General features: G+C 52.3%; 24 protein-coding genes. All 24 read left to right on the top strand.

From position 1 onward, the window contains the following. Positions 1–70: 70 nt before the first annotated feature. The 24 genes from DL346_RS12430 to DL346_RS12315 all read left to right on the top strand — a co-directional run bounded on the left by DL346_RS12430 (position 71) and on the right by DL346_RS12315 (position 26,032). Positions 71–1,111 (top strand): aspartate-semialdehyde dehydrogenase, encoded by a 1,041-nt coding sequence (locus tag DL346_RS12430; RefSeq protein WP_112882430.1) that lies wholly within the window; start codon positions 71–73, stop codon positions 1,109–1,111. A 79-nt stretch (positions 1,112–1,190) separates the two neighbouring features. Beyond that, on the top strand, positions 1,191–2,408 hold the full coding sequence (dapG, locus tag DL346_RS12425; RefSeq protein ID WP_112882429.1) for an aspartate kinase: 1,218 nt from the start codon (positions 1,191–1,193) through the stop codon (positions 2,406–2,408). 132 nt (positions 2,409–2,540) lie between these two features. Beyond that, positions 2,541–3,404: a 4-hydroxy-tetrahydrodipicolinate synthase gene (dapA, locus tag DL346_RS12420; protein ID WP_112882428.1), complete on the top strand. Its 864-nt coding sequence runs from the start codon at positions 2,541–2,543 to the stop codon at positions 3,402–3,404. A 364-nt stretch (positions 3,405–3,768) separates the two neighbouring features. Then, positions 3,769–5,448 carry a ribonuclease J gene (locus DL346_RS12415; RefSeq protein ID WP_112882427.1) on the top strand — a complete coding sequence of 560 codons (1,680 nt, stop codon included), beginning with the start codon at positions 3,769–3,771 and terminating at the stop codon, positions 5,446–5,448. A gap of 162 nt (positions 5,449–5,610) precedes the next feature. After that, positions 5,611–6,369: a ClpP family protease gene (locus tag DL346_RS12410; RefSeq protein ID WP_112882426.1), complete on the top strand. Its 759-nt coding sequence runs from the start codon at positions 5,611–5,613 to the stop codon at positions 6,367–6,369. Further along, the gene (locus tag DL346_RS12405) at positions 6,366–6,590 is read left to right on the top strand and encodes a YlzJ-like family protein (RefSeq protein WP_112882425.1); all 225 of its coding nucleotides are present in this window, start codon (positions 6,366–6,368) and stop codon (positions 6,588–6,590) included. The genes DL346_RS12410 and DL346_RS12405 overlap by 4 nt, the downstream gene beginning before the upstream one ends. Positions 6,591–6,666: 76 nt before the next feature. After that, positions 6,667–9,303 carry an FtsK/SpoIIIE family DNA translocase gene (locus DL346_RS12400; protein WP_112882424.1) on the top strand — a complete coding sequence of 879 codons (2,637 nt, stop codon included), beginning with the start codon at positions 6,667–6,669 and terminating at the stop codon, positions 9,301–9,303. 98 nt (positions 9,304–9,401) lie between these two features. Further along, a complete protein-coding gene (sleB, locus tag DL346_RS12395; protein ID WP_112882423.1) occupies positions 9,402–10,172 on the top strand; it encodes a spore cortex-lytic enzyme in 771 nt (256 codons plus the stop codon). A gap of 128 nt (positions 10,173–10,300) precedes the next feature. Beyond that, positions 10,301–11,581, top strand: a complete 1,281-nt coding sequence (gene yfmF, locus DL346_RS12390) for an EF-P 5-aminopentanol modification-associated protein YfmF (protein ID WP_112882422.1) — start codon at positions 10,301–10,303, stop codon at positions 11,579–11,581. A gap of 4 nt (positions 11,582–11,585) precedes the next feature. Then, on the top strand, positions 11,586–12,872 hold the full coding sequence (yfmH, locus tag DL346_RS12385) for an EF-P 5-aminopentanol modification-associated protein YfmH (protein ID WP_112882421.1): 1,287 nt from the start codon (positions 11,586–11,588) through the stop codon (positions 12,870–12,872). A 14-nt stretch (positions 12,873–12,886) separates the two neighbouring features. Then, a complete protein-coding gene (ymfI, locus tag DL346_RS12380; RefSeq protein WP_112882420.1) occupies positions 12,887–13,618 on the top strand; it encodes an elongation factor P 5-aminopentanone reductase in 732 nt (243 codons plus the stop codon). 121 nt (positions 13,619–13,739) lie between these two features. Continuing rightward, on the top strand, positions 13,740–13,988 hold the full coding sequence (locus tag DL346_RS12375) for a DUF3243 domain-containing protein (protein ID WP_112882419.1): 249 nt from the start codon (positions 13,740–13,742) through the stop codon (positions 13,986–13,988). A gap of 158 nt (positions 13,989–14,146) precedes the next feature. Further along, a complete protein-coding gene (locus DL346_RS12370) occupies positions 14,147–14,911 on the top strand; it encodes a DUF3388 domain-containing protein (RefSeq protein ID WP_090976411.1) in 765 nt (254 codons plus the stop codon). 21 nt (positions 14,912–14,932) lie between these two features. Then, entirely contained in the window at positions 14,933–15,886 is a 954-nt protein-coding gene (locus DL346_RS12365) for a helix-turn-helix domain-containing protein (protein ID WP_112882418.1), read from the top strand. A gap of 104 nt (positions 15,887–15,990) precedes the next feature. Further along, a complete protein-coding gene (locus DL346_RS12360) occupies positions 15,991–16,479 on the top strand; it encodes a YajQ family cyclic di-GMP-binding protein (protein WP_112882417.1) in 489 nt (162 codons plus the stop codon). Between the two features lie 148 nt (positions 16,480–16,627). Beyond that, complete coding sequence (rimO, locus tag DL346_RS12355; protein ID WP_112882416.1) at positions 16,628–17,956, top strand: 30S ribosomal protein S12 methylthiotransferase RimO; 1,329 nt, start codon at positions 16,628–16,630, stop codon at positions 17,954–17,956. After that, positions 17,953–18,528 carry a CDP-diacylglycerol--glycerol-3-phosphate 3-phosphatidyltransferase gene (pgsA, locus tag DL346_RS12350; protein ID WP_112882415.1) on the top strand — a complete coding sequence of 192 codons (576 nt, stop codon included), beginning with the start codon at positions 17,953–17,955 and terminating at the stop codon, positions 18,526–18,528. Before rimO ends, pgsA begins: the two co-directional genes overlap by 4 nt. A 126-nt stretch (positions 18,529–18,654) precedes the next feature. Then, on the top strand, positions 18,655–19,914 hold the full coding sequence (locus DL346_RS12345; RefSeq protein ID WP_112882414.1) for a competence/damage-inducible protein A: 1,260 nt from the start codon (positions 18,655–18,657) through the stop codon (positions 19,912–19,914). Between the two features lie 215 nt (positions 19,915–20,129). Next, positions 20,130–21,182, top strand: a complete 1,053-nt coding sequence (recA, locus tag DL346_RS12340; protein WP_112882413.1) for a recombinase RecA — start codon at positions 20,130–20,132, stop codon at positions 21,180–21,182. An 88-nt stretch (positions 21,183–21,270) separates the two neighbouring features. Continuing rightward, complete coding sequence (locus DL346_RS12335) at positions 21,271–21,936, top strand: RecX family transcriptional regulator (protein ID WP_165822495.1); 666 nt, start codon at positions 21,271–21,273, stop codon at positions 21,934–21,936. 181 nt (positions 21,937–22,117) lie between these two features. Continuing rightward, complete coding sequence (rny, locus tag DL346_RS12330) at positions 22,118–23,662, top strand: ribonuclease Y (RefSeq protein ID WP_206098533.1); 1,545 nt, start codon at positions 22,118–22,120, stop codon at positions 23,660–23,662. Positions 23,663–23,785: 123 nt separating this feature from the next. Next, the gene (locus DL346_RS12325; RefSeq protein ID WP_112882411.1) at positions 23,786–24,580 is read left to right on the top strand and encodes a TIGR00282 family metallophosphoesterase; all 795 of its coding nucleotides are present in this window, start codon (positions 23,786–23,788) and stop codon (positions 24,578–24,580) included. 148 nt (positions 24,581–24,728) lie between these two features. Further along, positions 24,729–24,989 (top strand): stage V sporulation protein S, encoded by a 261-nt coding sequence (locus tag DL346_RS12320; protein WP_090574265.1) that lies wholly within the window; start codon positions 24,729–24,731, stop codon positions 24,987–24,989. 95 nt (positions 24,990–25,084) lie between these two features. Next, positions 25,085–26,032: a dipeptidase gene (locus tag DL346_RS12315; protein WP_112882410.1), complete on the top strand. Its 948-nt coding sequence runs from the start codon at positions 25,085–25,087 to the stop codon at positions 26,030–26,032. The last annotated feature ends 96 nt before the right edge of the window (positions 26,033–26,128 follow it).

The following is a 26,128-nucleotide window of genomic DNA, read 5'->3' as shown; positions in this document are numbered from 1 at the left end:
AGACGCAATTATTCGAATTCATAACTTGCTGGAGAAATCCTTGACCTAAGTTCGAGAGGAGACGACACCGGTGTCGAATCAGAAATTGTTTAACGTCGCTGTAGTCGGTGCGACAGGCGCAGTAGGAGAACAAATTATCGGTCTGCTCGAGAGAAGGAACTTCCCGATCGCCGAGCTGAAGCTGCTTTCATCCGCTCGATCTGCGGGTACGAAACTGAAGTTCAAGGGTAAAGAGCTGACGGTCGAAGAAGCAACGCCGGACAGCTTTAAAGGCATCGAAATCGCCTTGTTCAGTGCGGGCGGCGACGTGACGAAAGCACTTGCCCCCCACGCTGTCGAGCACGGAGCGGTCTGTATCGATAATACGAATGCGTATCGTATGGATCCAGATACGCCGCTAATCGTGCCGGAGGTCAATATTGATAAAGTGAGCGAGCACAGGGGGATTATTGCCAACCCGAACTGTTCTACGATCCAGATGGTAACGGCGCTCAAACCGCTGCAAGACCGTTATGGAATTGCCCGCATTATCGTATCGACCTATCAAGCGGTTTCCGGAGCCGGCAGCCGCGCGATCGACGAAATGCTCCGCCAAACCCGCGAAGCGTTGGCCGGCAACGAAGTCGTACCGGATATTTTGCCGGTAGGCTCGTTGCCAGTGAAGCATCAAATCGCGTTCAATGCGATCCCTCAAATCGATAAGTTTCAAGACAACGGCTATACGCTTGAAGAGATGAAGATGGTTCGCGAAACGAAGAAAATCATGGGTGACGAGTCCATAGACGTGACGGCGACATGTGTTCGTATTCCCGTCGTGTATGGACATTCGGAATCCGTATACGTAGAGCTTAAACAAGATTATGAACTGGAAGACGTCAAGAAGCTCATTGCCGAGTCTCCGGGAGTCGTACTTGTCGACGATCCAGCAGGTCAACGGTACCCGCTAGCAACGGAAGCGGCCGGTCAACCTGATGTGTTCGTCGGACGGCTGCGCCGCGATCTCGGCCATGCACGCGGCTTGAATTTGTGGATCGTTTCCGATAATCTGCTCAAAGGCGCGGCATGGAACGCCGTGCAAATTGCAGAATACATCGCAATCGAGAACGAATAGACAACATGGACTACGGCAGATTGTCAGAACGCCTGCGGTTTAAGGGACGGTTTTCCCGTTCGGATACGGAGGCTTGGCAATGCGCATCCTCGTTCAGAAGTTCGGCGGTACATCATTGTCCACGGACGAAGCAAGGCAATTCGTTATCAATCATATTATCCGGGAGCGGCAACGGCAATATGGACTTGTCGTTGTCGTCTCTGCAATGGGACGCAATGGCGATCCCTACGCAACGGACACGCTGCTGACGCTCATACGCAATCATGGCGATTCATTGCCGGCCAAAGAACGCGATATGCTGCAGGGGTGCGGTGAAGTCATCTCCGCCGCTTTACTATGCAGTTTGCTGCGTGCCTCGGATATTCCGGCGATCGCTTTAACTGGCGGAGGCGCGGGGATTATTACAGATAACCAATTCGGGCGCGCCCGAATATTGGAAATACGCACGGAAGCTATTCTTAAGGCGTTAAAGGATGGCCAAGTCGTAATCGTAACCGGTTTTCAAGGGGTTACCGAATCAGGGGATATGACGACGCTCGGCCGCGGCGGCAGCGATACTTCGGCGACAGCTTTAGGCGCAGCCCTGCGAGCGGAGCGGGTTGATATTTATACAGATGTAGACGGCATTTTGACCGCGGATCCCAGAATCGTGAAAGATGCTCGCCGGTTGTCCGTCATCAGCTATGCTGAGGTCGGAAACATGGCAAGGCAAGGTGCGAAAGTGATTCATCCGCGTGCCGTGGAAATTGCGCAGCAGGCCCGCATACCTCTTCGTGTCCGATCGACGTTTTCCGAAGAGGAAGGCACGCTCGTTACCGATACGTTCGATGCTGCTGCAAAATCCGCTGCTGTGAGGGACCGTCATGTCACCGGCGTCGCCCATGTGAGCGGCGTCACGCAAATTACGGTCCAGGCGCAGGACGGTCACACGGATGTTCAACTGCAAGTGTTTCAAGCCATGGCAAGGCATCAGATCAGCGTTGATTTCATTAACGTCAATCCGGGCGGCGCCGTATATACGGTATTCGACCATGATGCGGACAAAGCGGTGTCCGTCCTGCATGAGATCGGGTATGCTCCCCGTGCCGTAAGCGGTTGCGCCAAAATATCCGTCATTGGCGGCGGTATGAACGGGGTTCCCGGCATAATGGCACGCATCGTGGAAGCATTGACGGAGAAGGGCATTCCGATTCTGCAGTCGGCGGATTCCAATACGACGATCTGGGTACTTGTCCATGAAGGCTACATGGCAAGCGCGCTGCAAGCGCTGCATGCCAAGTTCTCCTTACACGAGTAAGACCAGAACGTTATCAAGTTTTGCAGGGCACGATGAAACCAGCTTACGAAGTCAAGCTTTGCGAAGCAAAACGACCATTTTCGTTACTCGCTCATGTTTTGCTTCGCAGAACTTTTTTAGGAGGAATCATACATGGATTTCGGAAGAATAGTCACGGCAATGATTACCCCGTTCCATACGGACGGTTCGATCGACTGGGAAACGACAGGACGCTTGATGGACTACTTGATCGAGGAGCAGCAAACGGACAGCATTGTCGTATCCGGGACGACCGGCGAATCTCCGACGCTGACCGATGAAGAAAAAATCGCATTGTTCAAATTCGCGGTAAAGCATGCTGCCGGCCGCTGTAAAATTATCGCAGGCTCCGGAAGCAACGAAACGGCACATTCGATTCATTTGACTCAGGTTGCCGAGGAATGCGGCGTAGACGGGGCATTATTGGTCGTGCCTTATTATAACAAACCGACGCAAGAAGGGATTTATCAGCATTTTAAGGTCATTGCCGAAGGTACGAAGCTGCCGATCATGGTGTATAACGTGCCTGGCCGCACCATCGTCAGCATGTCCGTGGAGACAACGCTCCGGCTTGCGCAAATTCCGAATATCGTGGCGACCAAGGAGTGCGCTTCTTTAGACCAAGTCACGCTGATCGCTTCGCAAGCACCTGCTGACTTCCGCGTATACAGCGGCGATGACAGCAGCGCCCTGCCTGCGGTTGCCGTTGGGGCATACGGAATTGTAAGTGTTGCCAGCCATATTATAGGCAAGGACATCCGCGAGATCATCGATTCTTACTTGAAGGGCGACGTAGCGGCTGCCTATAAGCTGCATGCTGCTTCGCTGCCGTTATTCAGAGGACTGTTTGACCTGCCGAATCCGGTGCTCGTAAAAGCGGCGCTCAAGCTGAAAGGGCTTCCTGTCGGCGGCGTACGTCTGCCGCTCGTTGATGCGACGGAGACAGAGCTGGCTGCGCTTCGCCGTATATTGAACTAATTCATTCACTGCTCGTGGTCGTTTTCAGAAGTCGCCACAAACCGGTGCGCACGCATCGGTTTTTTGTTTGACTGGGCATCCGCGGCCCTTTACTTGTGTTTCGTATTTTCAATCATGTATAATGAATGCAAGTGACGGTGTGCGGCAAATTATTGAAAAAGGGCAACGCCGAGAGCGGCGTTCAACAGCACTAGTTATTAGTTGTATGAAGCGCGTTCCTGCGGGAGGAACGTTCAGCCATACAATTTTGGACAACTATTACATTACATAAGTTCGATCAAATCAGCTTCGTTCGTAGCCGTCTTTGGGGCGGGCACGCGAGGTCTGGTTTGTTTCGTGAAACTATTAGGAGGGACGGATACACTTGTCTAAGAAGAACAACCAAGATAAGCTGCTTATTTTCGCGCTAGGCGGCGTCGGTGAAATCGGGAAGAACATGTATGTCATTCAATATGGAAACGATATTGTTGTTGTTGACGCAGGTCTTAAATTCCCGGAAGAAGATATGCTCGGAATCGATATTGTCATCCCGGACATTACGTATTTGACGGAGAATCGCGATAAAGTTAGAGGTATTTTGATTACCCACGGCCATGAGGATCATATCGGCGGATTGCCGTATGTGCTTAAGCACCTCAATGTGCCGATCTACGGCACGAAGCTGACGCTTGGCTTGATCGAAGGGAAGCTGAAGGAAGCGGGGCTGCTTGGCGAGACGAAACGGATTCTGATCAACGCGGATACGGAAGTTCAGCTTGGCTCCATGAAAGCATCCTTCTTCAGAACGAACCACAGCATTCCGGATTCGGTAGGCGTTTGCTTGGATACGCCTGAAGGACTCGTCGTTCATACGGGCGACTTTAAATTTGACCATACGCCGGTTAACAACCAATACGCGGACCTGCAGCGTATGGCAGGAATCGGCGCGCGCGGCGTACTGGCATTGCTGTCGGACAGCACGAACGCGGAGCGCGCGGGCTTTACGCCATCGGAGAGCATGATCGGCGTCGAGCTTGAAGATATTTTCCGCAAAGCTACTCAACGCGTCGTTGTAGCCACATTCGCATCGAACGTACACCGTATTCAGCAAGTGGTAAATGCGGCGATCGCAACCAAACGTAAAATCGCCGTAGTCGGCCGCAGCATGGTTAATGTGGTATCGGTCGCATCGGAGCTTGGCTATTTGAACATCCCGGAAGGCACGATTATCGAGCCGGAGGAAATCAACAAAATGGCCGCTGACCGCGTTGCCGTATTATCGACAGGCAGCCAGGGCGAGCCGATGTCCGCATTGACGCGGATGGCACGTTCGACGCACCGGAAGGTTGACATTTTGCCAGGCGATACGGTTATCATTGCGGCAACGCCGATCCCGGGCAATGAGCGTTATGTCGGCCGTACGGTAGACGAGCTGTTCCGTCTAGGCGCGAACGTCATCTACGGGCCGGGTTCCGTTTCCGGCGTGCACGTATCCGGTCACGGCAGCCAAGAAGAATTAAAGCTGATGCTGAATCTCATTAGACCGAAATATTTCATTCCGATCCACGGGGAGTACCGGATGCTCCGTCAGCATGCATTGCTCGGAGAATCGGTCGGAATCGAACGCGAGAATATTTTCGTCATCGATAACGGCGATACGGTTGAATTCCAGAACGGCGTTGCGCGCAAAGGCAGCAAAGTGCCGGCAGGCAACGTATTGATCGACGGCCTTGGCGTAGGCGACGTCGGCAATATCGTCCTTCGCGACCGTAAGCTTCTGTCGCAGGACGGCATTCTGGTCGTCGTAGTAACGCTAAGCAAACAAGACGGCGCCATCTTGTCCGGTCCGGACATTATCTCCCGCGGCTTCGTGTATGTTCGCGAGTCCGAAGGGCTGCTTGAAGAAGCGAACCGCATCGTAACCTCGACCTTGCACAAACTGATGAACGATAAAGTCAATGAATGGGCGTCGCTCAAAACAAACGTGAAGGATGCGCTCGGTCGTTTCTTGTACGAGCAAACCCGCCGCCGTCCAATGATTTTGCCGATCATCATGGAAGTATAAATAGCTATTGCGGCCTAAAACGGTCTTCGATAGCGAGCATCTCGCTCGCTATCGAAGACCGTTTCTTTTTGCCCTCATTTGCATAATTCCATGGGTGGATTCCATACTATGCAGAGCCGACCATTGGCAGCAGTTTAGAAGGAAGCTCAAGGAGGAAATGGCATGTTTGACGAAGGGCAAGTATACAAATCGGAGCAGCCCGATCAGCCGGCACCGGATCGCAAGCCCAGCACGAATCCGGTCGTGGATACGATTCAGCAGCTTGGCCAGACCGCGACGCCGCAATCGGAATCCAACATCTTTTGCATGACGATTATCGGTCAGGTGGAAGGCCATCTCGTGCTGCCCCCGCAAAATAAGACGACCAAATACGAGCATCTCATCCCGCAGCTTGTAGCAGCGGAGCAAAATGCGAAAATCGAAGGCATCATGATCGTGCTGAATACGGTTGGCGGCGATGTGGAAGCGGGGCTTGCGATCGCGGAAATGATTTCATCGCTTACGAAACCGACGGTGACGCTGGTGCTTGGAGGAGGGCATTCCATCGGAGTGCCGATCGCGGTGGCCGGCAATAAGTCATTCATCGCAGAATCGGCGACGATGACCATTCACCCGATCCGTCTGAACGGTCTCGTCATCGGCGTACCGCAAACGTTCGAATACTTGGATAAAATGCAGGAGCGGGTCGTCCGGTTCGTCACTTCGCACTCCAACATTTCCGAGGAGAAATTCAAGGAGCTAATGTTCAAGACCGGCGAACTGACTCGGGATATCGGTACAACCGTCATCGGCACGGATGCCGTCAAGCACGGTTTGATCGACGCGGTTGGAGGGATCGGGCAAGCGCTCCGGGAGTTGAATCTGCTCATCGATCAGCGCAAGCAGGGGCTGACTGCCGAGGCAGGGGTGCTTACGCAATGACCATCTACTCGACGATGCCGCTAGAGCTAGTATATGACGGCATGAACAACCAGCCAGGCCCGTATGTCTCTGTAACCGTAGGGGAAGTACAGCTACAGATTGAAGCTGTCTCACCGGGCATCGGGCGAATTGTCCGACTGCTCGACGGGCCGCTGGATGCATATTTAAGACCCGAGCTTTCTCCTGGGACGCTGGTCGCATTCGGCCTGCCTCCATCGTAGAAAGCTTGTCTTTGCTGGATAAATGTAGCACACCCCCCTGTCACCTATGGTATAATAGCTACCAGAGGTGACCAATTTGGCGAAGAAAAAGAGGAAGCGCAGGAGCTCAATCGGGACGAGCCTCAAATATGAAGTGTATGGCATTTTGCTAATAACCGTATCAGTAATCGCGCTTTCCGGCGAAGCTACTGTGGGCCGTTCCTTGTCTAGATTGTTCGGATTGCTGCTAGGTAAATTTTATTTCGTGCTGCCGATTGTAGGGATCTACGTCGGTCTTGCCGTGATGATCAAACGCGCGTGGCCGACAAGCTGGTCCGCCCGCAAGACCGGCGTGCTGTTGGCTGTGCTCGCTTGCACCTTGTGGAGCTCCGTTGCCGTCATGGATCTGAAAACGGAGCCGACAGGCGGACTGACGGCTTCCTATATCTTGACTGAGCTTGGCGGCGATATTCGAGGCGCGCTGCTTGCCTCATCGCAGGAAGCGCAAGCGGGAGCCATGCAATCCGCCAGCGGGGGCTATGCTGGGGCGATTCAGTATACGCTGCTCTATTGGCTTTTCGGTTATTTTGGCGCGAAATTCATTATGCTTGTTATGTTTGCCATCTCGATCATGCTCATGACGGGCAAGTCCTATGTAGACCTGCTGCGAGCGGGACGCATTCGGGGCGTACGCTTCTTGTCGCTGCTTCGCATGAAGCTGTTCACGAAGCGCCAGACGCTTGCGGCTTCCGCTGTCAAAGCAAGCAGCGGCAGAGGTGCGGCCGTCACGCTCGACGATCTCGATGACGAGGATGATGACGATTATGAACCTGTACATAAACCTCGCGCGAGAAAGAGCAGGTTTCCGCTCTTCTCTTGGTTCAATGATGTACCGAAACAAGGAGGAGAAGATACTGTTGATTCCGAGTGGCAAATGGACGATGGCCAACATGCGGAACCGAGATCCAAAGCAGGGCGGAACGTTTGGCAGGGCGAGGATGATGAGGACGAGCTGGGCTGGCAAGCCAATGTGCTGGAGCAGGTAGAAGAACGGCCTGCGGCGCCTCAGGCTGACCGTCAATCCAAATGGGAGCTGCCTTATGATGATGATTTAGAAAACGAGAAAGATGAAGAGGTGCTGTCTAATTTCCAGCCTACGAATGATCCCGATCTCTCCGAAGAGGAACCGGTTGAATTCGAGGTTGAGGAAGAAGCGCCGCCGTCTTCCATTCCGACAAGTCCCGCGATCGTGCAGGATGAGCCGGATGTTCTCGAAGGCTCGGGCAGTATTGTGAAGCCCCCAATGGAGAAGCCGTATGTGCTGCCTTCCCTAGTGCTCCTTCAGAAGCCAAGCGGCAGCGGCAAGAACGGCGAAGCGGCCGATTCGATGGAATCCCGCCGCAAGCTGGAAGCGACGCTGGAGAGCTTCGGCGTGCGGGCGAAAGTGCTTGACGTCGTAAGAGGACCCGCCGTTACTAGATATGAGGTACAGCCGGCTACCGGCGTGAAGGTAAGCCGGATCGTAGGACTCACCGATGATATCGCGCTGGCGCTTGCCGCAAAGGATGTCCGGATGGAAGCGCCGATTCCGGGCAAATCCGCGATCGGGATCGAAGTACCGAATACGGAGGTTTCGGTTGTCACGATGCGCGAAGTTATGGAAACGCCATCTTTTCAAAATGCAAGCTCGAAGTTGTCCATCGCCTTCGGCCGCGACATTTCCGGTCAGCCGATCGTTGGGAACTTGGCGAAAATGCCTCACTTGCTTGTAGCCGGAGCCACCGGTTCTGGTAAATCCGTCTGCATCAACGGTATTATTACGAGCATTCTGTACAAAGCGCGCCCGGACGAAGTGAAGCTGCTCATGATTGACCCGAAGATGGTCGAGCTGAATATGTATAACGGCATTCCGCATTTGCTGGCGCCGGTTGTGACGGATCCAAGACGCGCCTCCTTGGCGCTCAAGAAGATCGTCGTCGAAATGGAAAAGCGATATGAGTTGTTTTCCAAGTCCGGCACGCGGAATATCGAAGGCTACAACACCCTCATGGCGGATAACCCCGCTGCGGTATTGCCTTACATCGTCGTCATCGTGGACGAGCTCGCGGATTTGATGATGGTTGCGGCTAATGACGTCGAGGATTCGATCTGCAGACTGGCTCAGATGGCGCGTGCTTCGGGCATCCATCTGATCATTGCCACGCAGCGCCCATCCGTCGATGTCATTACCGGGGTCATTAAAGCCAACATCCCGTCACGGATTGCATTCGCCGTTTCGTCGCAGGTGGATTCGCGAACCATACTTGACGTGGTCGGCGCTGAGAAGCTCCTCGGTCGCGGTGATATGTTGTTCCTTCCGGTGGGCATGTCCAAGCCGATCCGCGTGCAGCAAGCGTTTCTCTCCGATCAGGAGGTGGAGTCGGTCGTCGCTTATGCCCGCGGTCAAGGGGAAGCGGAGTATAAGGAAGACTTGGTGCCGGAAATCGACGACACCGTGTCGGAGAACGAGGAAGTGCTGGATGAGCTGTACGATCAAGCGGTTCGCATCGTGCTGGAAGCGAAGCAAGCTTCGGTTTCCTTGCTTCAGCGGCGCATGCGCATCGGTTATACCCGGGCCGCCAGGCTGATTGACCAGATGGAGGCACGCAGCATCGTTGGTCCGTATGAAGGCAGCAAGCCGCGTGAAGTCCTGCTTACACTGGATCAATACGATTCAGGAAAGATTAGCTCTTAAGGCAAAATCATGCATAATCGTTACCTCGATTTCTCATACTAGGGATACGCTTCGCTTGCTTTGCGAAATCCATTTGCAAGAGAAAGGCAGATCCCAAGATGAGAAATCGTTTAATTACGGTGACCATCGTCATCGTCCTACTGTTGTTCGGCGCATTTACCTTGAAGCACGCTACGTTCAATAAGTCTACCGAGACGTTCAGCAACGCCATTCTCAAAGTCGGTTCTTCAGGCAAGGACGTTCGCGAGCTGCAAGGAAGACTCAAAGCGCTCGGGTTCTTCGACGGACCGATTGACGGCGTCTTCGGCACGAAAACGAAAAATGCCGTCACGTGGTTCCAATGGAAGTTCGGCATGAAAGCCGATGGCGTGGTCGGAGCGAAAACAAAGCTGAAGCTTTGGAATGCAACGAAAAATTGGAAACCTACAGCCGAGTCGAGCGGCGGCGGAGGCGGTGGCGGCTCAAGCAGCAGTCCATCAACGTCAGATGTGAACAAGTCGAACAATCTAGGCTTGTCCGCGAACGATTTGAAACTGATGGCCAATGCCGTGTACGGCGAATCGCGCGGGGAGCCTTATATCGGGCAAGTAGCCGTAGCGGCGGTTATTCTCAATCGAGTGAAATCGCCTAGCTTTCCGAATACCGTTTCCGGCGTTATTTTTCAGCCCGGCGCGTTTACGGCCGTAGCTGACGGACAGATTTGGCTGACACCGAACGCGAATGCGAAAAAAGCGGTGCAGGATGCCATAAACGGGATGGATCCAACCGGCGGCTGCATTTACTATTTCAACCCTGTGACGGCAACATCCAAGTGGATTTGGTCACGGCCGCAGGTTAAAACGATTGGAAAACATATTTTCTGCATGTAGCATTGACAGAAGCAGCCTGCTATTCCACCGCAGGTTGCTTCTTCCATTTCCAATCGGGTAGAATGGAATAGATCCTAGGAAAATGGAATAGATTGACTTTATAACTTGAGCGGAAGGGGACGTCAATCGTGAGCAATACACCATTTCAACGCGGGCAGCTGAATCGAATCCGGCTTCATGTACTGCCGACTAAACGCTTCAAAACCTTCTCCATTTCGTTATATGCCGGCATTCCTTTAAAGGAAGAGACGGTGACGCCGGTCGCTTTAATTCCTTTTGTGCTGAGACGAGGGACAGCCTCTACGCCGGAGACGATCGCGTTTCGCGAACGTCTTGATGAACTATACGGCGCAGGTTTCGGCTTCGACGTCTATAAACGCGGTGACGCGCAAATCGTCCAGTTCCGGATGGACGTGATTAATGATCGTTTTGTATCGTCCGAACAGCCCCTTCTGGCTGCTTCATTGAAGCTGCTGGGCGAGGTATTGACCGACCCGACCTTAGAGAACGGAAATCTTCGCGGCAAATACGTGGAAGCGGAGAAGGAAACGCTTCGCAAACGGTTGGAAGCGATTATTAATGATAAAATCCGTTATGCGGCTGAGCGTTGTTTAGAGGTCATGTGTGAAAATGAGCCATACCGGCTTCACCCGCTTGGAAAACTCGATGGCATCGAAAGCATTACTCCTGCTTCCCTCACGGCGGCTTACCGCGATTGGCTGTCGAAAGCGGCGTTCGATTTATACGTAGTCGGCGATACGACGTTGGAGGAAGTGAAAGCGCTCGTCTCGGAAGCGTTTCATCATAATGAAGGAACGCCAGCCGACTATACGCTGCCTGAGATCAGCAAACCGGTCCAGCAGGTGCGGACGGTCGTCGATAAGATGGATGTCAATCAAGGGAAGCTCAATCTCGGCCTGCGCATCAACACGGCGTACGGCGATGACGATTACCCGGCAGCGCTGCTGTACAACGGTATCTTGGGAGGCTATCCGCATTCCAAGCTGTTCCTGAACGTACGGGAAAAAGCAAGCCTCGCTTACTACGCTTCCTCCCGCCTAGATGGCCATAAAGGTCTCTGTACGATTCAATCGGGCATCGAAATTGCCAATTACGATAAAGCGGTCAAGATTATTAAAGAGCAGCTCGAAAGTATGCGCAGCGGCAGCTACAGCGATCTTGAAATGAGCCAGACGAAAGCGATGATCGCCAACCATCTGCGCGAGCTTCAAGACTCCGCGAATGAAATGATCGGCTTTGATTTCAACGCGATTCTTTCCAAACGAGAGCGGTCCGCGCAGGAACTGCTTGAGCAAGTGCAGTCGGTCACCGCCGAGCAAATTGCGGCTGTCGCGCACAAGACCGAGCTCGATACGATCTATTTCCTGCGTGACAGGAAGGAGGGCTAAGTCGATGGAAACGTTAGCTTATCCAGGCGTCCAGGAGACGCTTTACCGTGAAGTGCTGCCAAATGGGCTTGAAGTCGTCGTATTGCCCAAGGAAGGCTTCAGCAAAACCTACGCGACATTCTCGACTCGATATGGGTCGATCGATAACCGGTTTGCCGTCGGCGGTCAAGAGCCGATTTCGGTTCCTGACGGGATTGCTCATTTCTTGGAGCATAAGATGTTCGAAGAGCCGACAGGCGATATTTTCGCAACGTTCGCATCGCAAGGCGCTTCGGCGAATGCCTATACGAGCTTTGACCGTACCGTCTACTTGTTTTCGGCAACGGAACAAATCCATGCGAATTTAGAGACACTGCTTGATTTTGTGCAAAATCCTTACTTCACCGACGAGAATGTCGAGAAGGAGAAAGGCATCATCGAGCAGGAAATCAATATGTACCGGGACAACGCCGACTGGCGAGTCTATTTCGGATTGATCGATGCGCTTTACCACAAGCATCCGATTCATATTGATATTGCCGGCACCGTCGATTCGATTTACAAGATCGACAAAGAAACGCTGTATCGCTGCTACGAAACGTTCTACCACCCGTCGAATATGTTCCTCTTTGTCGTTGGCGGTGTCCAAGCGGAAGAGGTTATCAAGCTGGTTCGCGATAATCAGGCGCGCAAGACGTTCACTCCTCAAGGGGAGATTAGGAGATTTTTCGACCCGGAACCGGAAACGGTGAAAATTCCGCGGAAGACTGCCGAACTGCCTGTTTCCATGCCGAAATGCATGATCGGTTTCAAAGAGAATCGCGCTCCTCTGAATCCGGAAGAACTGCTTCGCACAGAGCTGGCTACAAAGCTGATGCTTGATGCGCTTATCGGCTCAAGTTCGCCGATTTACCACGCGCTGTATGACGATAGTTTGATATCGGATTCGTTCGGCCATGAGTTTAACAGCAGCGAGGATTATGCCTTCTCCGTGATGGGCGGCGAGACTCGCGATCCTGACGAGCTGATCAGCAGACTTCGTACGGCAATCGAAGGTGCGCAAGCAAGCGGTCTTGATGAAGCATCCTTCGAAAGAACCAAACGCAAAAAAATCGGCGGTTATCTTCGCATGCTTAATTCCCCAGAAGCGATCGCCGGAGAATTTACACGCTATCGATTCCGCGGCGCAGATCTGTTCAAGCTGCTGCCGGTCTATGAGAGCATTACGCTTGAAGAGGCAAACGAACGGCTTCGCAGCCATTTCAACTGGGACCGTATGGCGGTATCGATTGTGTCGAAAGACCCAGCGTGAAGACATTAAAGGAAATGACGGTGCTCGTGACCGGGGGAAGCCGCGGAATCGGGGCGTCCATTGCGCGCCGATTCGCCGCGGAAAGCATGAACGTCGTTATCCATTATAACCAGGCGCATGAAGCGGCCAACGAAACGGCGCGCAGCTGCATGCGCCTTGGCGCTGCGAACGTGCTCACAGTGACGGCGGATATCCGTTCAAGAGAGCAGCTCACTCGCATGCGCGAAAAGCTGGAGATGCGGGGGATGGTACCGGATATTGTCGTCAACAATGCCGGAATCGCCCATTACAGCATGCTGGCGGACGTAACGGACGAAGCTTGGGATGAAGTGATGAACGTCAATTTGAAAGGGATGTTTCTCTGTACGCAGCTCTTTATGCCGGCGATGATTGCTCAGCGCTTCGGCCGCATCATTAATGTTTCCTCCATCTGGGGGATGTCCGGCGCATCATGCGAGGTGCTTTACTCAACCAGCAAGGGCGGCATGAATGCTTTTACAAAGGCGCTGGCTAAAGAGCTTGCGCCATCCGGCGTTACGGTAAACGCGGTTGCGCCGGGAGCGGTTGATACCGTTATGCTGGACAACCTTAATGCAGACGAGAAAACCGCACTGGAGTCGGAAATTCCGGTAGGCCGTTTTGCCCAGCCTGAAGAAATTGCTTCGCTCGTTTACTTCTTGGCATTGCCTGAATCGGCCTATATTACAGGCCAGATCATTAGTCCAAACGGCGGATGGCTGACCTGAATTGAATTTCACTAAACCAGTACTGTCAATAATGATAAAGGCCGAATAAGATTTCCCCATTGCGTGTACAATACGGTTGTTGCCGTATAAACGGCTAGCATGCAAAGGAGGAACATCAACAATGTCAGTCCTTTCTAACTATGAAACATGGAAGCATTTTTTGAATGACCGTATAAGTCAAGCAAAGGGAATGGGCTTAAACGAAGAGACTATTTCGAATCTTGCCTACGAGATCGGCTCCTTCCTTGGCGAAAAGGTCGATCCTAAAAACGAGCAGGAGCGCGCAATTAAGGAGCTTTGGGATGTCGGCGACGAGCAGGAACGAAAAACGATTGCTGGCCTGATGGTCAAGCTTGTACAACATTCGTAAACCTTCCACGAGAAAAGCCTCCCGTTAACGGAGGCTTTTCTGTAATGTTTTGGAGAAGGTTGCAGGATATTGACGAATATTGTAGAATATTTTTTTATCAAGTGATAATTATTGCATTATATTAACCTAATAACATATTCCTCCCCAGAGGTGTCCTAATGGAATTCAAACAATGGTACATGGAGTACCGCATACATAAGAACCGCCCGGGTTTGCTTGGCGATATTGCCTCGCTTCTAGGCATGCTTGAAGTCAATATTTTGACGATTAACGGCGTAGAGAACCGCACTCGCGGCATGCTGCTGCAAACGAACGACGACGAGAAGATCGAGATTCTCGGCCGCATGCTGCAAAAGGTCGACAATATTACCGTGCTTAAATTGCGCGAGCCAAAGCTCGTTGACATTTTGGCGGTTCGTCATGGCCGCTATATTGAACGCGATTCCGACGACCGCAAAACGTTCCGTTTTACGCGGGACGAGCTGGGGATGCTTGTCGACTTTCTTGGCGAAGTATTCAAGCGTGAAGGCAATCAATTGATCGGCTTGCGCGGCATGCCGCGCGTAGGAAAGACGGAATCCATTATCGCCGGCAGCGTTTGCTCGAATAAGCGCTGGACGTTCGTCTCCTCGACGCTTCTTCGGCAGACGGTTCGCAGTCAGTTGTCCGAAGAGGAGATGACGCCGAACAATATTTTTATTATTGACGGGATTGTCAGCACCATTCGTTCCAATGAAAAGCATCATGCGCTGCTGCAAGAGATTATGGCGATGCCTTCGACGAAGGTTATTGAACATCCGGATATTTTCGTGAAGGAATCTGCGTATGAATATAGCGATTTCGATTATATCATCGAGCTTCGCAATACGCCGGACGAGGAAATTTCGTATGAATCATTTACGATGGGCTTCAACGATTTTTGATGAATTAAGGAGGTGTGGTTAATGTCGGATTTGGGTGACTTGCTGCGGAAAGCGAGGGAGCAGCGCAAGCTGACTTTGGATGACATCCAAGAACTAACGAAAATACGCAAACGCTATCTTGAAGCGATCGAGGAAGGCACTTATAGCGTGCTTCCAGGTTCCTTCTACGTGCGCGCGTTCGTCAAGAACTATGCGGAAGCGGTAGGGTTGGACTCAGAAGAAGTGCTTCGTTTGTACAATAATGAAATTCCTGCGAACGTATCCGAGCAAGTGGTTGAACCCGTCCAACGGCCGCGCCGCTCCCAGTCGCACTCCACCGACCGCTGGAGCCGATGGGGATTCCGGACGCTTATGTGGTCGTTTCTGCTGTTGATTGTCGTTCTGGTTTATATCTATGCCATAAAACAACCAAGCACCGATAATGCCGATTCCGCCGATCAGACGAAGATGACGGATCAAGTAAAGCCGCCCGAGACGAATCCGGATAAGGATACGGTCAAAAACAACGACGAGGCTTCGCAGAACGGCTCCTTGAACGGAAACGGTTCAGGCGAAGTGACGCCGACGCCGGACACTACGCCTGAGCAGACGCCCGAACCGCCTGCCCCTACTACGACGCTGACGCTCGATCGTTCGTCCGGCTCGACTGATTACTACAAGGTGTCGCCTGCAGGCGCGCATAAGATCGAAATCAAATCGAACGGACCCGCTTGGGTCGGAGTCCGGGACAAAAATAGCAGTGGCAAATATTTGTTGCAAAAAATGTTTGATAAATCCGGCGGATCCGAGGTCGTGGACATAACCGGACCGGCTTATATCAATATCGGCCGGGCTGATCTGGTGGAAGTAACGGTCGACGGCGTAGCGCTGGAGGATGGAAACAAAGCGACGCGTCACCGGATGCAGCTGGATCCGGCCGAAGAGGCAGCGCCTCCGGCAACGACAACGGAAGGCGCGCAAACGACAACGCCGTAACGGATAAAGGCATTCATCCTGGGAATAGCAGGGTGGAATGCCTTTTCTTGCGAAGTGAGATGCGTTATAATACGTGACAAAGAAAGTAAAGGAGTGCAAGGAAGATGGCAGAAAATTCATTTGATATCGTATCGAAGGTCGATATGCAAGAGCTGAACAACGCCATAACGCAAGCGGTTCGGGAGATTGAGACGCGCTTTGATTTCAAGGGCAGCAAGAGCAGCATCAATCTCGAGAAGGATGACATCGTCGTCGTATCCGATGACGAGTATAAGCTGAAGAGCGTGATCGATATTTTGCAGTCCAAAATGATCAAGCGCGGCGTTCCGATCAAAAATATGGAATTCGGCAAGCTGGAGCCGGCATCCTCGGGAACGGTAAGGCAGAAGATCAAGCTGAAGCAAGGCATCGAACAAGATATTTCGAAGAAAATCAATACCTTGATCCGCGATTCCAAGATTAAAGTGAAGAGCCAAATTCAAGGCGACTCGATCCGCGTTACGGGCAAGAGCCTCGACGATCTGCAAGCCGTAATCGCGATGCTGCGCGGCGCCGATCTGCAAATCGACTTGCAATTCACGAACTACCGCTAAGCTGTAAGCCAAGCCATTTTGCGTGAAAAGTCCCTATCTCTCGCTCTCCTAGCGACATGGTTCGGGACTTTTTCGTATTTTGACACTGCATATGCCATGTATTATACTTGTTAGGATAGCTTTACGGAGGGGTTTGGGGGATACAACAATGACAGAACGAGTGAAAGTCGTAACATTAGGCTGCGAGAAAAACTTGGTCGATTCGGAGATCATGTCCGGTCTAATTGACCAGCGCGGCTACCAATTGGTGGATCAAGCCGATGACGCCACCGTTATTATCGTTAACACATGCGGATTTATTGACGCGGCTAAGGAAGAGTCGGTCAATACCATTCTCGATATGGCTGAATTCAAGCAAACCGGCAAACTAAAGGCGCTTATCGTATCCGGCTGCCTGACGCAGCGGTACAAGAAGCAGCTGATGGAGGAAATGCCAGAAATCGACGGCATTGTCGGAACCGGCGATTTCCATCATATTACGGATATCGTTGATGAGGCGCTGCGCGGCAAACGCCCGGTTAAAGTCGGCAATCCGGTCTTCGACTACGACCAGAAGCTTCCGCGCCTTGTCACTACGCCAAGATACACGGCATACGTGAAAATTGCCGAAGGCTGCGACAACGCATGCACCTTCTGTTCCATTCCGATCATGCGCGGCAACTTCCGCAGCCGTTCGATCGAATCGATCGTGGCCGAGGTGCATCAGCTGGCGGAGCAGGGCGTGAAAGAAGTCAGCCTTATCGCACAGGACTCCACCAATTACGGAACGGATCTGTATGATAAGTTTATGCTCCCGGAGCTGCTTAACCGCGTGAGCGAGGTCGAAGGCATCGCATGGGTTCGCTTGCATTACGCATATCCGGGCTTCTTTACGGACGAGCTCATCGAAACGATCGCAACGAATCCGAAGGTATGCAACTACATTGATATGCCGCTTCAGCACAGTGAAGACTCGATCCTCAAGCGGATGCGCCGTCCGGGGCGCCAGCGGGATACGCGCGAGTTGGTGGCGCGCATCCGCGCCCGCATTCCGGATGTTGCGCTGCGGACGTCGATCATCGTGGGCTTCCCTGGCGAGACGGAAGAGGATTTCCAGCGTCTATGCGACTTCGTTCGCGAGATGAAGTTCGACCGCTTGGGCGTATTTACGTATTCCAACGAAGAGGATACGCCTGCTACGCGCCTGCCGGATCAAGTGCCGGATGACGTGAAGGAATGGCGCTCGAATACGCTGATGGAAATCCAGCGCGAAGTGTCCAAGGAGCTGAACGGCAAGCATATCGGCAAAGAGATCGATGTGCTGGTTGAGCGCTACGACGGACGCAGCGACGTTTACGTCGGACGTTCGGAATACGATGCGCCGGAAATCGACGGCGAAGTGTTCGTTACCAATTGCAAGGCTGCAATCGGCGAAATTCAAAGAGTGCGGATTACGCACGCTTTCGAGTTTGATATGTCCGGGGAGGGGCTATCATGAATTTAGCCAACCGCATCACGCTTGTCCGCATCTTTTTGGTGCCTATCATAATGGTGCTGCTGCTGATCAACGTTGATCTGAAGCCGCTCGCCTTTGACGATTTCTCCATCACATGGAACCAGATTTTAGCCGCCCTCGTGTTTATCGTGGCGGCCAGCACGGACGGACTTGACGGCTATATCGCGCGCAAGAACAAAATCGTCACCAATCTGGGTAAGCTGCTGGATCCGCTGGCAGACAAGCTGTTGGTTGCGGCGGTGCTTATTTCGCTTGTTGAAATGTCCAAGCTTGACGCTTGGATCGCGATCGTCATCATTAGCCGGGAATTTGCGGTGACCGGTCTTCGCCAAATCGCTTTGCTTGAAGGCTCCGTTCTGGCAGCCAGCAAGTGGGGGAAATGGAAGACGGCCGTCCAAATTACGATGATTATTGCGTTATTACTGAACAATTTCCCGTTTGCGTTCCTGCATTTCCCGTTTGACCAAATTTCAGCCTATGCAGCGGCACTCATCACGGTCTACTCCGGCTACGACTACTTTGTCAAAAATAAAAATCTTATTCCGGTTGCGTAAACGACGCATTATGTCAAACAGCATCACTCTTTCTGTCCGTACGTAAACTGTTCGGAAGGGGTGGTGCTTTGCTGTTCCTTTCCGATGTTTTTGTTTCACATTCATACATAGATTGGAGCTGTTGTCATGCGCGCTGAAATTATTGCAGTAGGCACGGAGCTGCTGCTCGGGCAGACCGTCAATACGAACGCAACCTACTTATCCCAGGGGCTAGCGGAGCTTGGAGTCGATGTTTATTTTCAAACCGTCGTCGGCGATAATGCAGGGCGGATCCGGCAGGCGATCGAGCTTGCGCGGACGAGGGCGGACCTCATCCTCTTTACCGGCGGGCTGGGACCGACGATGGATGATTTGACGAAGGATGCGCTGGCGGAGTATTTGAGCCGTTCTATTGAGCTCCATCAGCCTTCCATGGATAAGATCGAAGCGTTGTTCAGCTCCCGCGGCATTCATATGGTGGAGAGCAACCGCCGGCAGGCTCATCTCATCGAAGGCAGCGATCCACTTGACAATGAAGCGGGGCTTGCGGTCGGCAACGCGCTTACCGTCGACGGAACCAGCTATGTGCTTCTGCCCGGCCCGCCGCGCGAAATGAAGACGATGTTCGACGGCCCGGCTAAAGCATGGATCAGGTCCGTCATGGGCGAGGAACGCAAGCTGTACTCGCGTCTGCTCATGTTCGCAGGCATTGGCGAATCGAGTCTGGAGCAAGCCATTATCGATCTTATCGAAGGGCAGTCCGATCCGTCGATCGCGCCGTATGCCAAAGAAGGCGAGGTCGCCATCCGCATTTCGACGAAGGCGCTTAGCGAGCAGGAAGCGGAGGTCCGGCTGAAAGCAACGGAGGAACAGATCCTTGAACGCGTAGGAGGGCATTTGTATGCCCGAGAGGACATTCCCCTTGAGGAGGCTGTCATCAGGCTGCTGCGCTCCTCAAGACGAACGCTGACGAGCGCAGAGAGCCTTACGGGAGGACTGTTCGCCCAGCTGATAACGAAAGTGCCCGGCAGCAGTGGCGAATTTGTCGGCGGCGTCGTGACGTACACGAACTTGATGAAGCACAAGCTGCTTGGCATTCCGATGTCTCAGCTCGAGGGAAAGGATGCGCCCGGCGCGGTCAGCGAATCTACCGCTGCGCTAATGGCGGAACGGGTGCGCGAGCATGCAGACAGCGATTTCGGCATTTCGTTGACAGGTGTAGCAGGTCCTGCGGAATCGGAAGGAAAGCCGGTCGGCCTCGTCTATTTCGGGTTGGCGGAGCGCGGCAAGCCGACGCGCGTCTATACGGCTCACTTGAGCGGCAGCAGAGCCATAATCAGGCAGCGCGCAGCGAAGTCGATACTCTATCGGCTCTGGCAGGCGCTTACGTCGGCAGATGCGGACTAGCATGATTGTTAAAATAAGGCTTGCCATACGAATATCAATCGACTATAATCGACATTAGTTACCGGAAGAACCGTGGCGAAGATTACTTTGCTGCGGTTTTTTTTTATCTCTCTTTTGGCCAATCGAGAAATAAGAATATATGTTCGTAAAAACTCTTGTCAAAGCGAACGAAACAAGGTATCATGAAAGTATAAATTATGAAGGATGTGGGTTCGTTGGCAGATCGTAAAGCCGCACTTGAAATGGCATTGCGTCAAATAGAGAAGCAATTCGGTAAGGGCTCCGTTATGAAGCTCGGTGAATCACAACATATGCAGGTAGAAACGGTATCCAGCGGCTCTCTTGCGTTAGATATTGCACTTGGAATCGGCGGTTTTCCACGCGGCCGAATCATTGAAGTATACGGACCGGAATCCTCCGGTAAAACAACGGTAGCTCTGCATGCGATCGCCGAGGTGCAGCGTGCCGGCGGACAAGCTGCTTTCATCGATGCCGAGCATGCGCTCGATCCGAATTATGCAGCGAAGCTTGGCGTAAATATCGACGAACTTCTGCTTTCCCAACCGGATACAGGCGAGCAAGGCTTGGAGATCGCCGAAGCGCTCGTTCGCAGCGGTGCAGTCGACATCGTAGTCGTGGATTCCGTTGCCGCACTCGTACCGAAAGCGGAGATCGAAGGCGACATGGGGGATTCCCACGTCGGTTTGCAAGCTCGTCTGATGTCGCAAGCGCTGCGTAAGCTTTCCGGTGCGATCAGCAAATCGAAAACGATTACGATCTTCATCAACCAGCTTCGCGAGAAAGTCGGCGTTATGTTCGGCAATCCGGAGACTACGCCTGGCGGCCGCGCCTTGAAGTTCTATTCGACAATCCGTCTGGATGTTCGCCGTATCGAATCGATTAAACAAGGAAACGACGTTGTCGGTAACCGGACGCGCATCAAAGTTGTGAAGAACAAAGTTGCCCCTCCGTTCAAGCAAGCTGAGATCGACATTATGTACGGCGAAGGCATCTCTAAAGAAGGCAGCATCGTGGATATGGGCGTCGATATGGATATCGTCCAGAAGAGCGGCGCATGGTTCTCCTACAATGGCGAGCGCCTCGGACAAGGCCGCGAGAACGCGAAGCAATTCCTTAAAGATCATAAGGACATTTCAGCCACGATCGAGAAGCAAATTCGGGAGGCGAGCAATATTGCCGCTGCATCCGCGAGCGGAGCCGCATTCAGTGAGGATGACGAGGACGAACTGGATCTGGATTTGGAATAAGCCGAGTTGAACCGGTTACATGAGAAGCACCTGAAGAGGTGCTTCTCTATTTATTACAGGAGCTTGCACGGTAAAGGAGGGATCGAACGTGCTTGTTATTACCGGCGTGGAACAGGATCGGAAAGCGAAACAACGCTACCAACTATTTGTCAATGATTCACCGGAACCGTATACCAATGTGCATGAAGACTTATTGATCAAATTCAGACTGCTGAAGGGTAGGGAAATTCATCCCGACGAGCTTAAGCAGATCGTAGAAGAGGATAGCCGGCACCGTGCTTATATTCTCGCTCTTTCCTATTTAGGCGTTAGGCAGCGGACGGAGAAAGAGATCCTGCGTTACTTGGCAAGGAAGGAGATCGATGCCGAGTCCGCGGCGAAAGCGATCGAGCGGCTCTCGCAGGAGGGTTTGGTGAACGATAAACTCTATGCGGCTATGTACGCATCCGAGCGGATGCGCACGCAGCTGAAAGGCCGCCGTCTGCTGCAGCAGGAGCTCTTGCAGCGGGGAATAGCCAAGGACACGGCGAAGCTGGCGTCCCAGAAGCTGAACGAGCAATCGGAAACCGAGACTGCGATTCGGGCAGCCGAAAAGAAATGGCCTTTTATTAAAGGAGAGCCTCGTGAAAGAAAACAGAAATTGGCCGTATTCCTGCTTCGCCGCGGTTTTCCGATGAATACGGTCAAAGATGCCGTGAAAGCGGTTGTACGCGCCGCAGAAGATGGCGAGGACGGGCATATGCTTGACAATTGATTTTCACAAAAGATAAAATAAGCTTGTATTCTTTATTCTAGAATCGATTTTCCTTCCAAAAATTGATTCGAAACGATTATTTTCGTCAAATTAAGTTATGTATGATCGGGTTAACAACCGGCTAGAAAACCAAATACGATCCCAAGCGTTTGCTTAGGTGAACAACGAGGAGGTGAAGATGATGCTGCCAACATGGGCATGGATCCTGATCGCTCTCGTTGTTGGTGCAATTTTCTTTGGTGTCGGTTATTTTATTCGCAAATCGATCGCCGAGGCCAAAATTTCTAGCGCCGAGCAAGCCGCTAGTCAAATCGTTGACAATGCGAGGAAAGAAGCCGAAGCGCTTAAGAAAGAAACGGTTCTCGAGGCGAAAGATGAAGTCCACAAGCTCCGTACCGAGGCTGAGAGAGATATTCGCGAACGTCGCAATGAGGTACAGCGTCTTGAAAGACGACTGATTCAGAAGGAAGAGTCGTTGGATAAAAAGATAGAAGCGCTGGAACGCAAAGAAGAACAAGTATCCAACAAGGAGAAGCGGATCGAGGAAACGCAAGAGCAAATCGATTCCCTTTACAAGCAGCAGCTTCAGGAACTTGAGCGAATCTCGAACTTGACGATGGAGGATGCGAAGCAAATCATCCTGACGAACGTCGAGCAAGAGGTGCGTCATGAAACTGCACAAATGATTAAAGAGATCGAGCAGCAGGCGAAGGAAGAAGCGGATAAGAAGGCACGTGACATTATCTCGCTCGCGATTCAACGCTGCGCAGCCGATCACGTGGCGGAAACTACGGTATCCGTAGTCGCGCTGCCGAATGAAGAAATGAAAGGCCGCATTATCGGACGTGAAGGCCGCAACATTCGCGCACTGGAAACGTTGACCGGTATCGATCTCATTATCGACGATACACCGGAAGCGGTCATCTTGTCTGGTTTCGATCCAATCCGTCGTGAAATTGCTCGTACGTCTCTGGAGAAGCTCGTTGCAGATGGTCGTATCCATCCTGCACGGATCGAAGAGATGGTCGAGAAATCTCGCAAGGAAGTGGACGAACGTATCCGTGAATACGGAGAGCAGGCGACGTATGAAGTTGGCGTGCACGGATTGCATCCGGATCTAATCAAGATACTAGGTCGACTCAAATATCGTACCAGCTATGGACAGAATGTGTTGAAGCACTCCATGGAAGTTGCTTATTTGACAGGCTTGATGGCTGCAGAGCTGGGTGAAGACGTTACGCTTGCAAGACGTTCGGGTTTGCTGCATGACATCGGCAAAGCGCTCGATCATGAAGTGGAAGGCTCACATGTCGAGATCGGCGTAGAGCTGGCGAAGAAATACAAGGAGCATCCTGTTGTCATCAACAGTATCGCTTCCCACCACGGTGATTGCGAAGCAACATCCGTTATCGCTATGCTTGTAGGCGCGGCAGATGCCTTGTCGGCTGCAAGACCCGGTGCGAGAAGAGAAACGCTCGAAACGTACATTAAACGGCTTGAGAAGCTGGAAGGCATTTCGGAATCGTTCGATGGCGTCGAGAAATCGTACGCGATCCAAGCAGGCCGCGAGGTTCGCGTCATGGTTCAGCCTGACAAGATAGACGATACGGAAGCATTCCGCTTAGCACGTGATATTACGAAGAAAATCGAGAGTGAACTCGATTATCCGGGGCATATTAAAGTGACCGTCATTCGTGAGACGCGAGCCGTCGAGTACGCGAAATAAGTAAATAGCAAGTGAACTAGAAAAGTGGCTGCTTGTCGGCCACTTTTCTAGTCTTAATTAGGGCTTATTGAACGCCGAACGGAATTGTTCTGAAAGCCTTGTCATTAGAGAGGTTATGGTGTTATGAACGTATTGTTTATAGGAGATATCGTCGGCAGTGTCGGACGAAACGCATTGAAGAAGGTGCTGCCGGCGCTGAAAACCAAATACAACCCGCACATTATCATTGCCAACGGCGAGAACGCTGCGGCGGGCAGAGGGATCACGGCGCCGATCGTGAAAGAGCTGTTTGACGCCGGCGTGCACGGCATTACGATGGGCAATCACACGTGGGATAACAAGGACATTTTCGAATGGATCGATGACCAGCCTCGTCTTGTCCGTCCGGCCAATTACGTGGCGGAAGCTCCCGGTCAAGGCGCCGCGGTAATTAAAGCTAACGGCAAAGAGCTTGCGATCGTCAACTTGCAAGGCCGAACTTTTCTCCCTCCGATCGATTGCCCGTTTCGCAAGGCAGACGAGCTGATTGAAGAGCTGCAGCGGAAAACGAAGAACATCCTGGTCGATTTCCACGCCGAGGCAACCTCGGAGAAGATCGCAATGGGCTGGTATTTGGACGGCCGCGCTTCGATCGTTGTCGGCACGCATACGCATGTCCAAACCAATGACGATCGTATTTTGCCTGGAGGCACGGCTTATTTGACGGATGTCGGTATGTCCGGCCCGATGAATGGCATCCTCGGCATGGAGCGTACGGCCGTGTTGCATAAGTTTCTGACGCAGCTTCCGGCACGGTTCGTAGTGGATGAAGGCGATTGGCATTTGCACGCCATCGCGGTCGAAATCGACGAGTCTACTGGAATGGCGAAGAAAATCCAGAAAATTCGACTCACAGAAACAGATTGGCTGCTTATGTAGCAGCCGATCTTCTTTTTCTCTATGAAAATTCTCATAATTCAGAAGATTTTGCTAAAATAGCAGGAGCTAAAGAAGGAATTATTTCACCTCTCTCGAATATCTATCTAAATAGTGGTATTCATCCATCATTCCCGAGGAGGTTCAATCCATGGATGTCTTAAAAGTTTCAGCAAAGTCCAATCCAAATTCTGTTGCAGGAGCGCTGGCCGGCGTTCTACGCGAACGCGGGGCAGCTGAGTTGCAAGCAATCGGGGCTGGTGCGTTGAATCAAGCGGTAAAGGCGGTTGCAATCGCGAGAGGGTTTGTCGCGCCGAGCGGAGTGGATCTGATTTGCATCCCGGCGTTTACAGACATCATCATCGACGGCGAGGACCGTACAGCCATCAAGCTGATCGTCGAGCCTAGATAGAAGACGCCCCAATAATTCAATTTGAACTCTTCGACCTGTTTACGATGTAGGCAGGTTTTTTTGCGTGAAAATAAAGAGATCGGGAGGCTGAGTTCATGCCGAACTTTAGAAGTGTAGATTTTCATTGCGATGTGCTTTGGAAGCTGCTGGAGGATCGGTCGCTGTCCTTTGAGCAGGATCATACAGGCAAGCTAGATGTTACGCTGCCGCGGCTTCGCCAGGCAGGGGCCGTGCTCCAGACGTTCGCGATTTACGTGCCTGAGCGGATGGAGAAGTCGATGGTGCCGATTCTGCACAGTATCGATCTGTTTCACCGCAAAATATTGTCCGTGCCGGATATGACGTTTGTGCGGTCTTCGGCGGATGCGGCGCGGCTTATGAATCGAAGCAAAATCGGGGCCATGCTGTCATTGGAAGGGGCAGACGGCCTGCATGGGGATCTCGCTATGCTGCGAATCTTATTTTTGCTAGGCGTGAGGGTAGTAGGACTAACTTGGAATCATGCAAACTGGGGCGCGGATGGGGTCATGGAGCCCCGCGGAGGCGGTCTTACAAAAAAAGGCCGAGCCTTCGTAGAAGAATGTGATAGATTGGGTATACTGTTAGATGTATCTCATTTAAGCGACCGCGCATTCTGGGACTTGGCGCAGTTCGCGCCTCGGCCGCGCATCGCTTCGCATTCGAATGCTAGAAGTCTATGTGCGCATCCGCGCAATCTCGCGGACGATCAGATTGCCGCGCTCATTCAACAAGGAGGTATGATCGGCGTTACGTTCGTGCCGCAATTCGTGAAGGCGATCGGCGAATCCGAAATAGCTGACGTGCTGCGTCACGTAGAGAAGATATGCGAGCTAGGCGGAGAAAAGCAGCTGATGTTCGGATCGGATTTCGACGGGATTGAATCCTATGTGCGGAATTTAAATCATCCCGGTGAACTGCATAAGCTTCAGAACGCGCTTCTAGCACGCTATTCGGAGGAAATGGTTGGCCGGTTCTTTGCCGGAAACGCGCTGCAGTTTTTGGTAAAGCATCTACCAGGCTGAACAATCGCGGGATTTCAATCTCACTCCGATATGGATATAATCGAAAAGAACTATGTGATGAAAACCCAATAACAGCTTGCATTTTACTACTTTGAG

The organism is Paenibacillus montanisoli, from assembly GCF_003268025.1.
Lineage (GTDB): Bacteria > Bacillota > Bacilli > Paenibacillales > Paenibacillaceae > Paenibacillus_Z > Paenibacillus_Z montanisoli.
The sequence above is the reverse complement of the archived record's forward strand: the minus strand, read 5'-3'. Positions and strand labels throughout refer to the sequence as shown.

Excerpts from the sequence above, each read along its gene's own strand:
- dapG (WP_112882429.1), top strand. The coding sequence starts at position 1,191 with ATGCGCATCCTCGTTCAGAAGTTCGGCGGTACATCATTGTCCACGGAC.
- dapA (WP_112882428.1), top strand. The coding sequence starts at position 2,541 with ATGGATTTCGGAAGAATAGTCACGGCAATGATTACCCCGTTCCATACG.
- DL346_RS12410 (WP_112882426.1), top strand. The coding sequence starts at position 5,611 with ATGTTTGACGAAGGGCAAGTATACAAATCGGAGCAGCCCGATCAGCCG.
- DL346_RS12405 (WP_112882425.1), top strand. The coding sequence starts at position 6,366 with ATGACCATCTACTCGACGATGCCGCTAGAGCTAGTATATGACGGCATG.
- sleB (WP_112882423.1), top strand. The coding sequence starts at position 9,402 with ATGAGAAATCGTTTAATTACGGTGACCATCGTCATCGTCCTACTGTTG.
- yfmH (WP_112882421.1), top strand. The coding sequence starts at position 11,586 with ATGGAAACGTTAGCTTATCCAGGCGTCCAGGAGACGCTTTACCGTGAA.
- ymfI (WP_112882420.1), top strand. The coding sequence starts at position 12,887 with ATGACGGTGCTCGTGACCGGGGGAAGCCGCGGAATCGGGGCGTCCATT.
- DL346_RS12375 (WP_112882419.1), top strand. The coding sequence starts at position 13,740 with ATGTCAGTCCTTTCTAACTATGAAACATGGAAGCATTTTTTGAATGAC.
- DL346_RS12370 (WP_090976411.1), top strand. The coding sequence starts at position 14,147 with ATGGAATTCAAACAATGGTACATGGAGTACCGCATACATAAGAACCGC.
- DL346_RS12365 (WP_112882418.1), top strand. The coding sequence starts at position 14,933 with ATGTCGGATTTGGGTGACTTGCTGCGGAAAGCGAGGGAGCAGCGCAAG.
- DL346_RS12360 (WP_112882417.1), top strand. The coding sequence starts at position 15,991 with ATGGCAGAAAATTCATTTGATATCGTATCGAAGGTCGATATGCAAGAG.
- rimO (WP_112882416.1), top strand. The coding sequence starts at position 16,628 with ATGACAGAACGAGTGAAAGTCGTAACATTAGGCTGCGAGAAAAACTTG.
- pgsA (WP_112882415.1), top strand. The coding sequence starts at position 17,953 with ATGAATTTAGCCAACCGCATCACGCTTGTCCGCATCTTTTTGGTGCCT.
- DL346_RS12345 (WP_112882414.1), top strand. The coding sequence starts at position 18,655 with ATGCGCGCTGAAATTATTGCAGTAGGCACGGAGCTGCTGCTCGGGCAG.
- rny (WP_206098533.1), top strand. The coding sequence starts at position 22,118 with ATGCTGCCAACATGGGCATGGATCCTGATCGCTCTCGTTGTTGGTGCA.
- DL346_RS12325 (WP_112882411.1), top strand. The coding sequence starts at position 23,786 with ATGAACGTATTGTTTATAGGAGATATCGTCGGCAGTGTCGGACGAAAC.
- DL346_RS12320 (WP_090574265.1), top strand. The coding sequence starts at position 24,729 with ATGGATGTCTTAAAAGTTTCAGCAAAGTCCAATCCAAATTCTGTTGCA.
- DL346_RS12315 (WP_112882410.1), top strand. The coding sequence starts at position 25,085 with ATGCCGAACTTTAGAAGTGTAGATTTTCATTGCGATGTGCTTTGGAAG.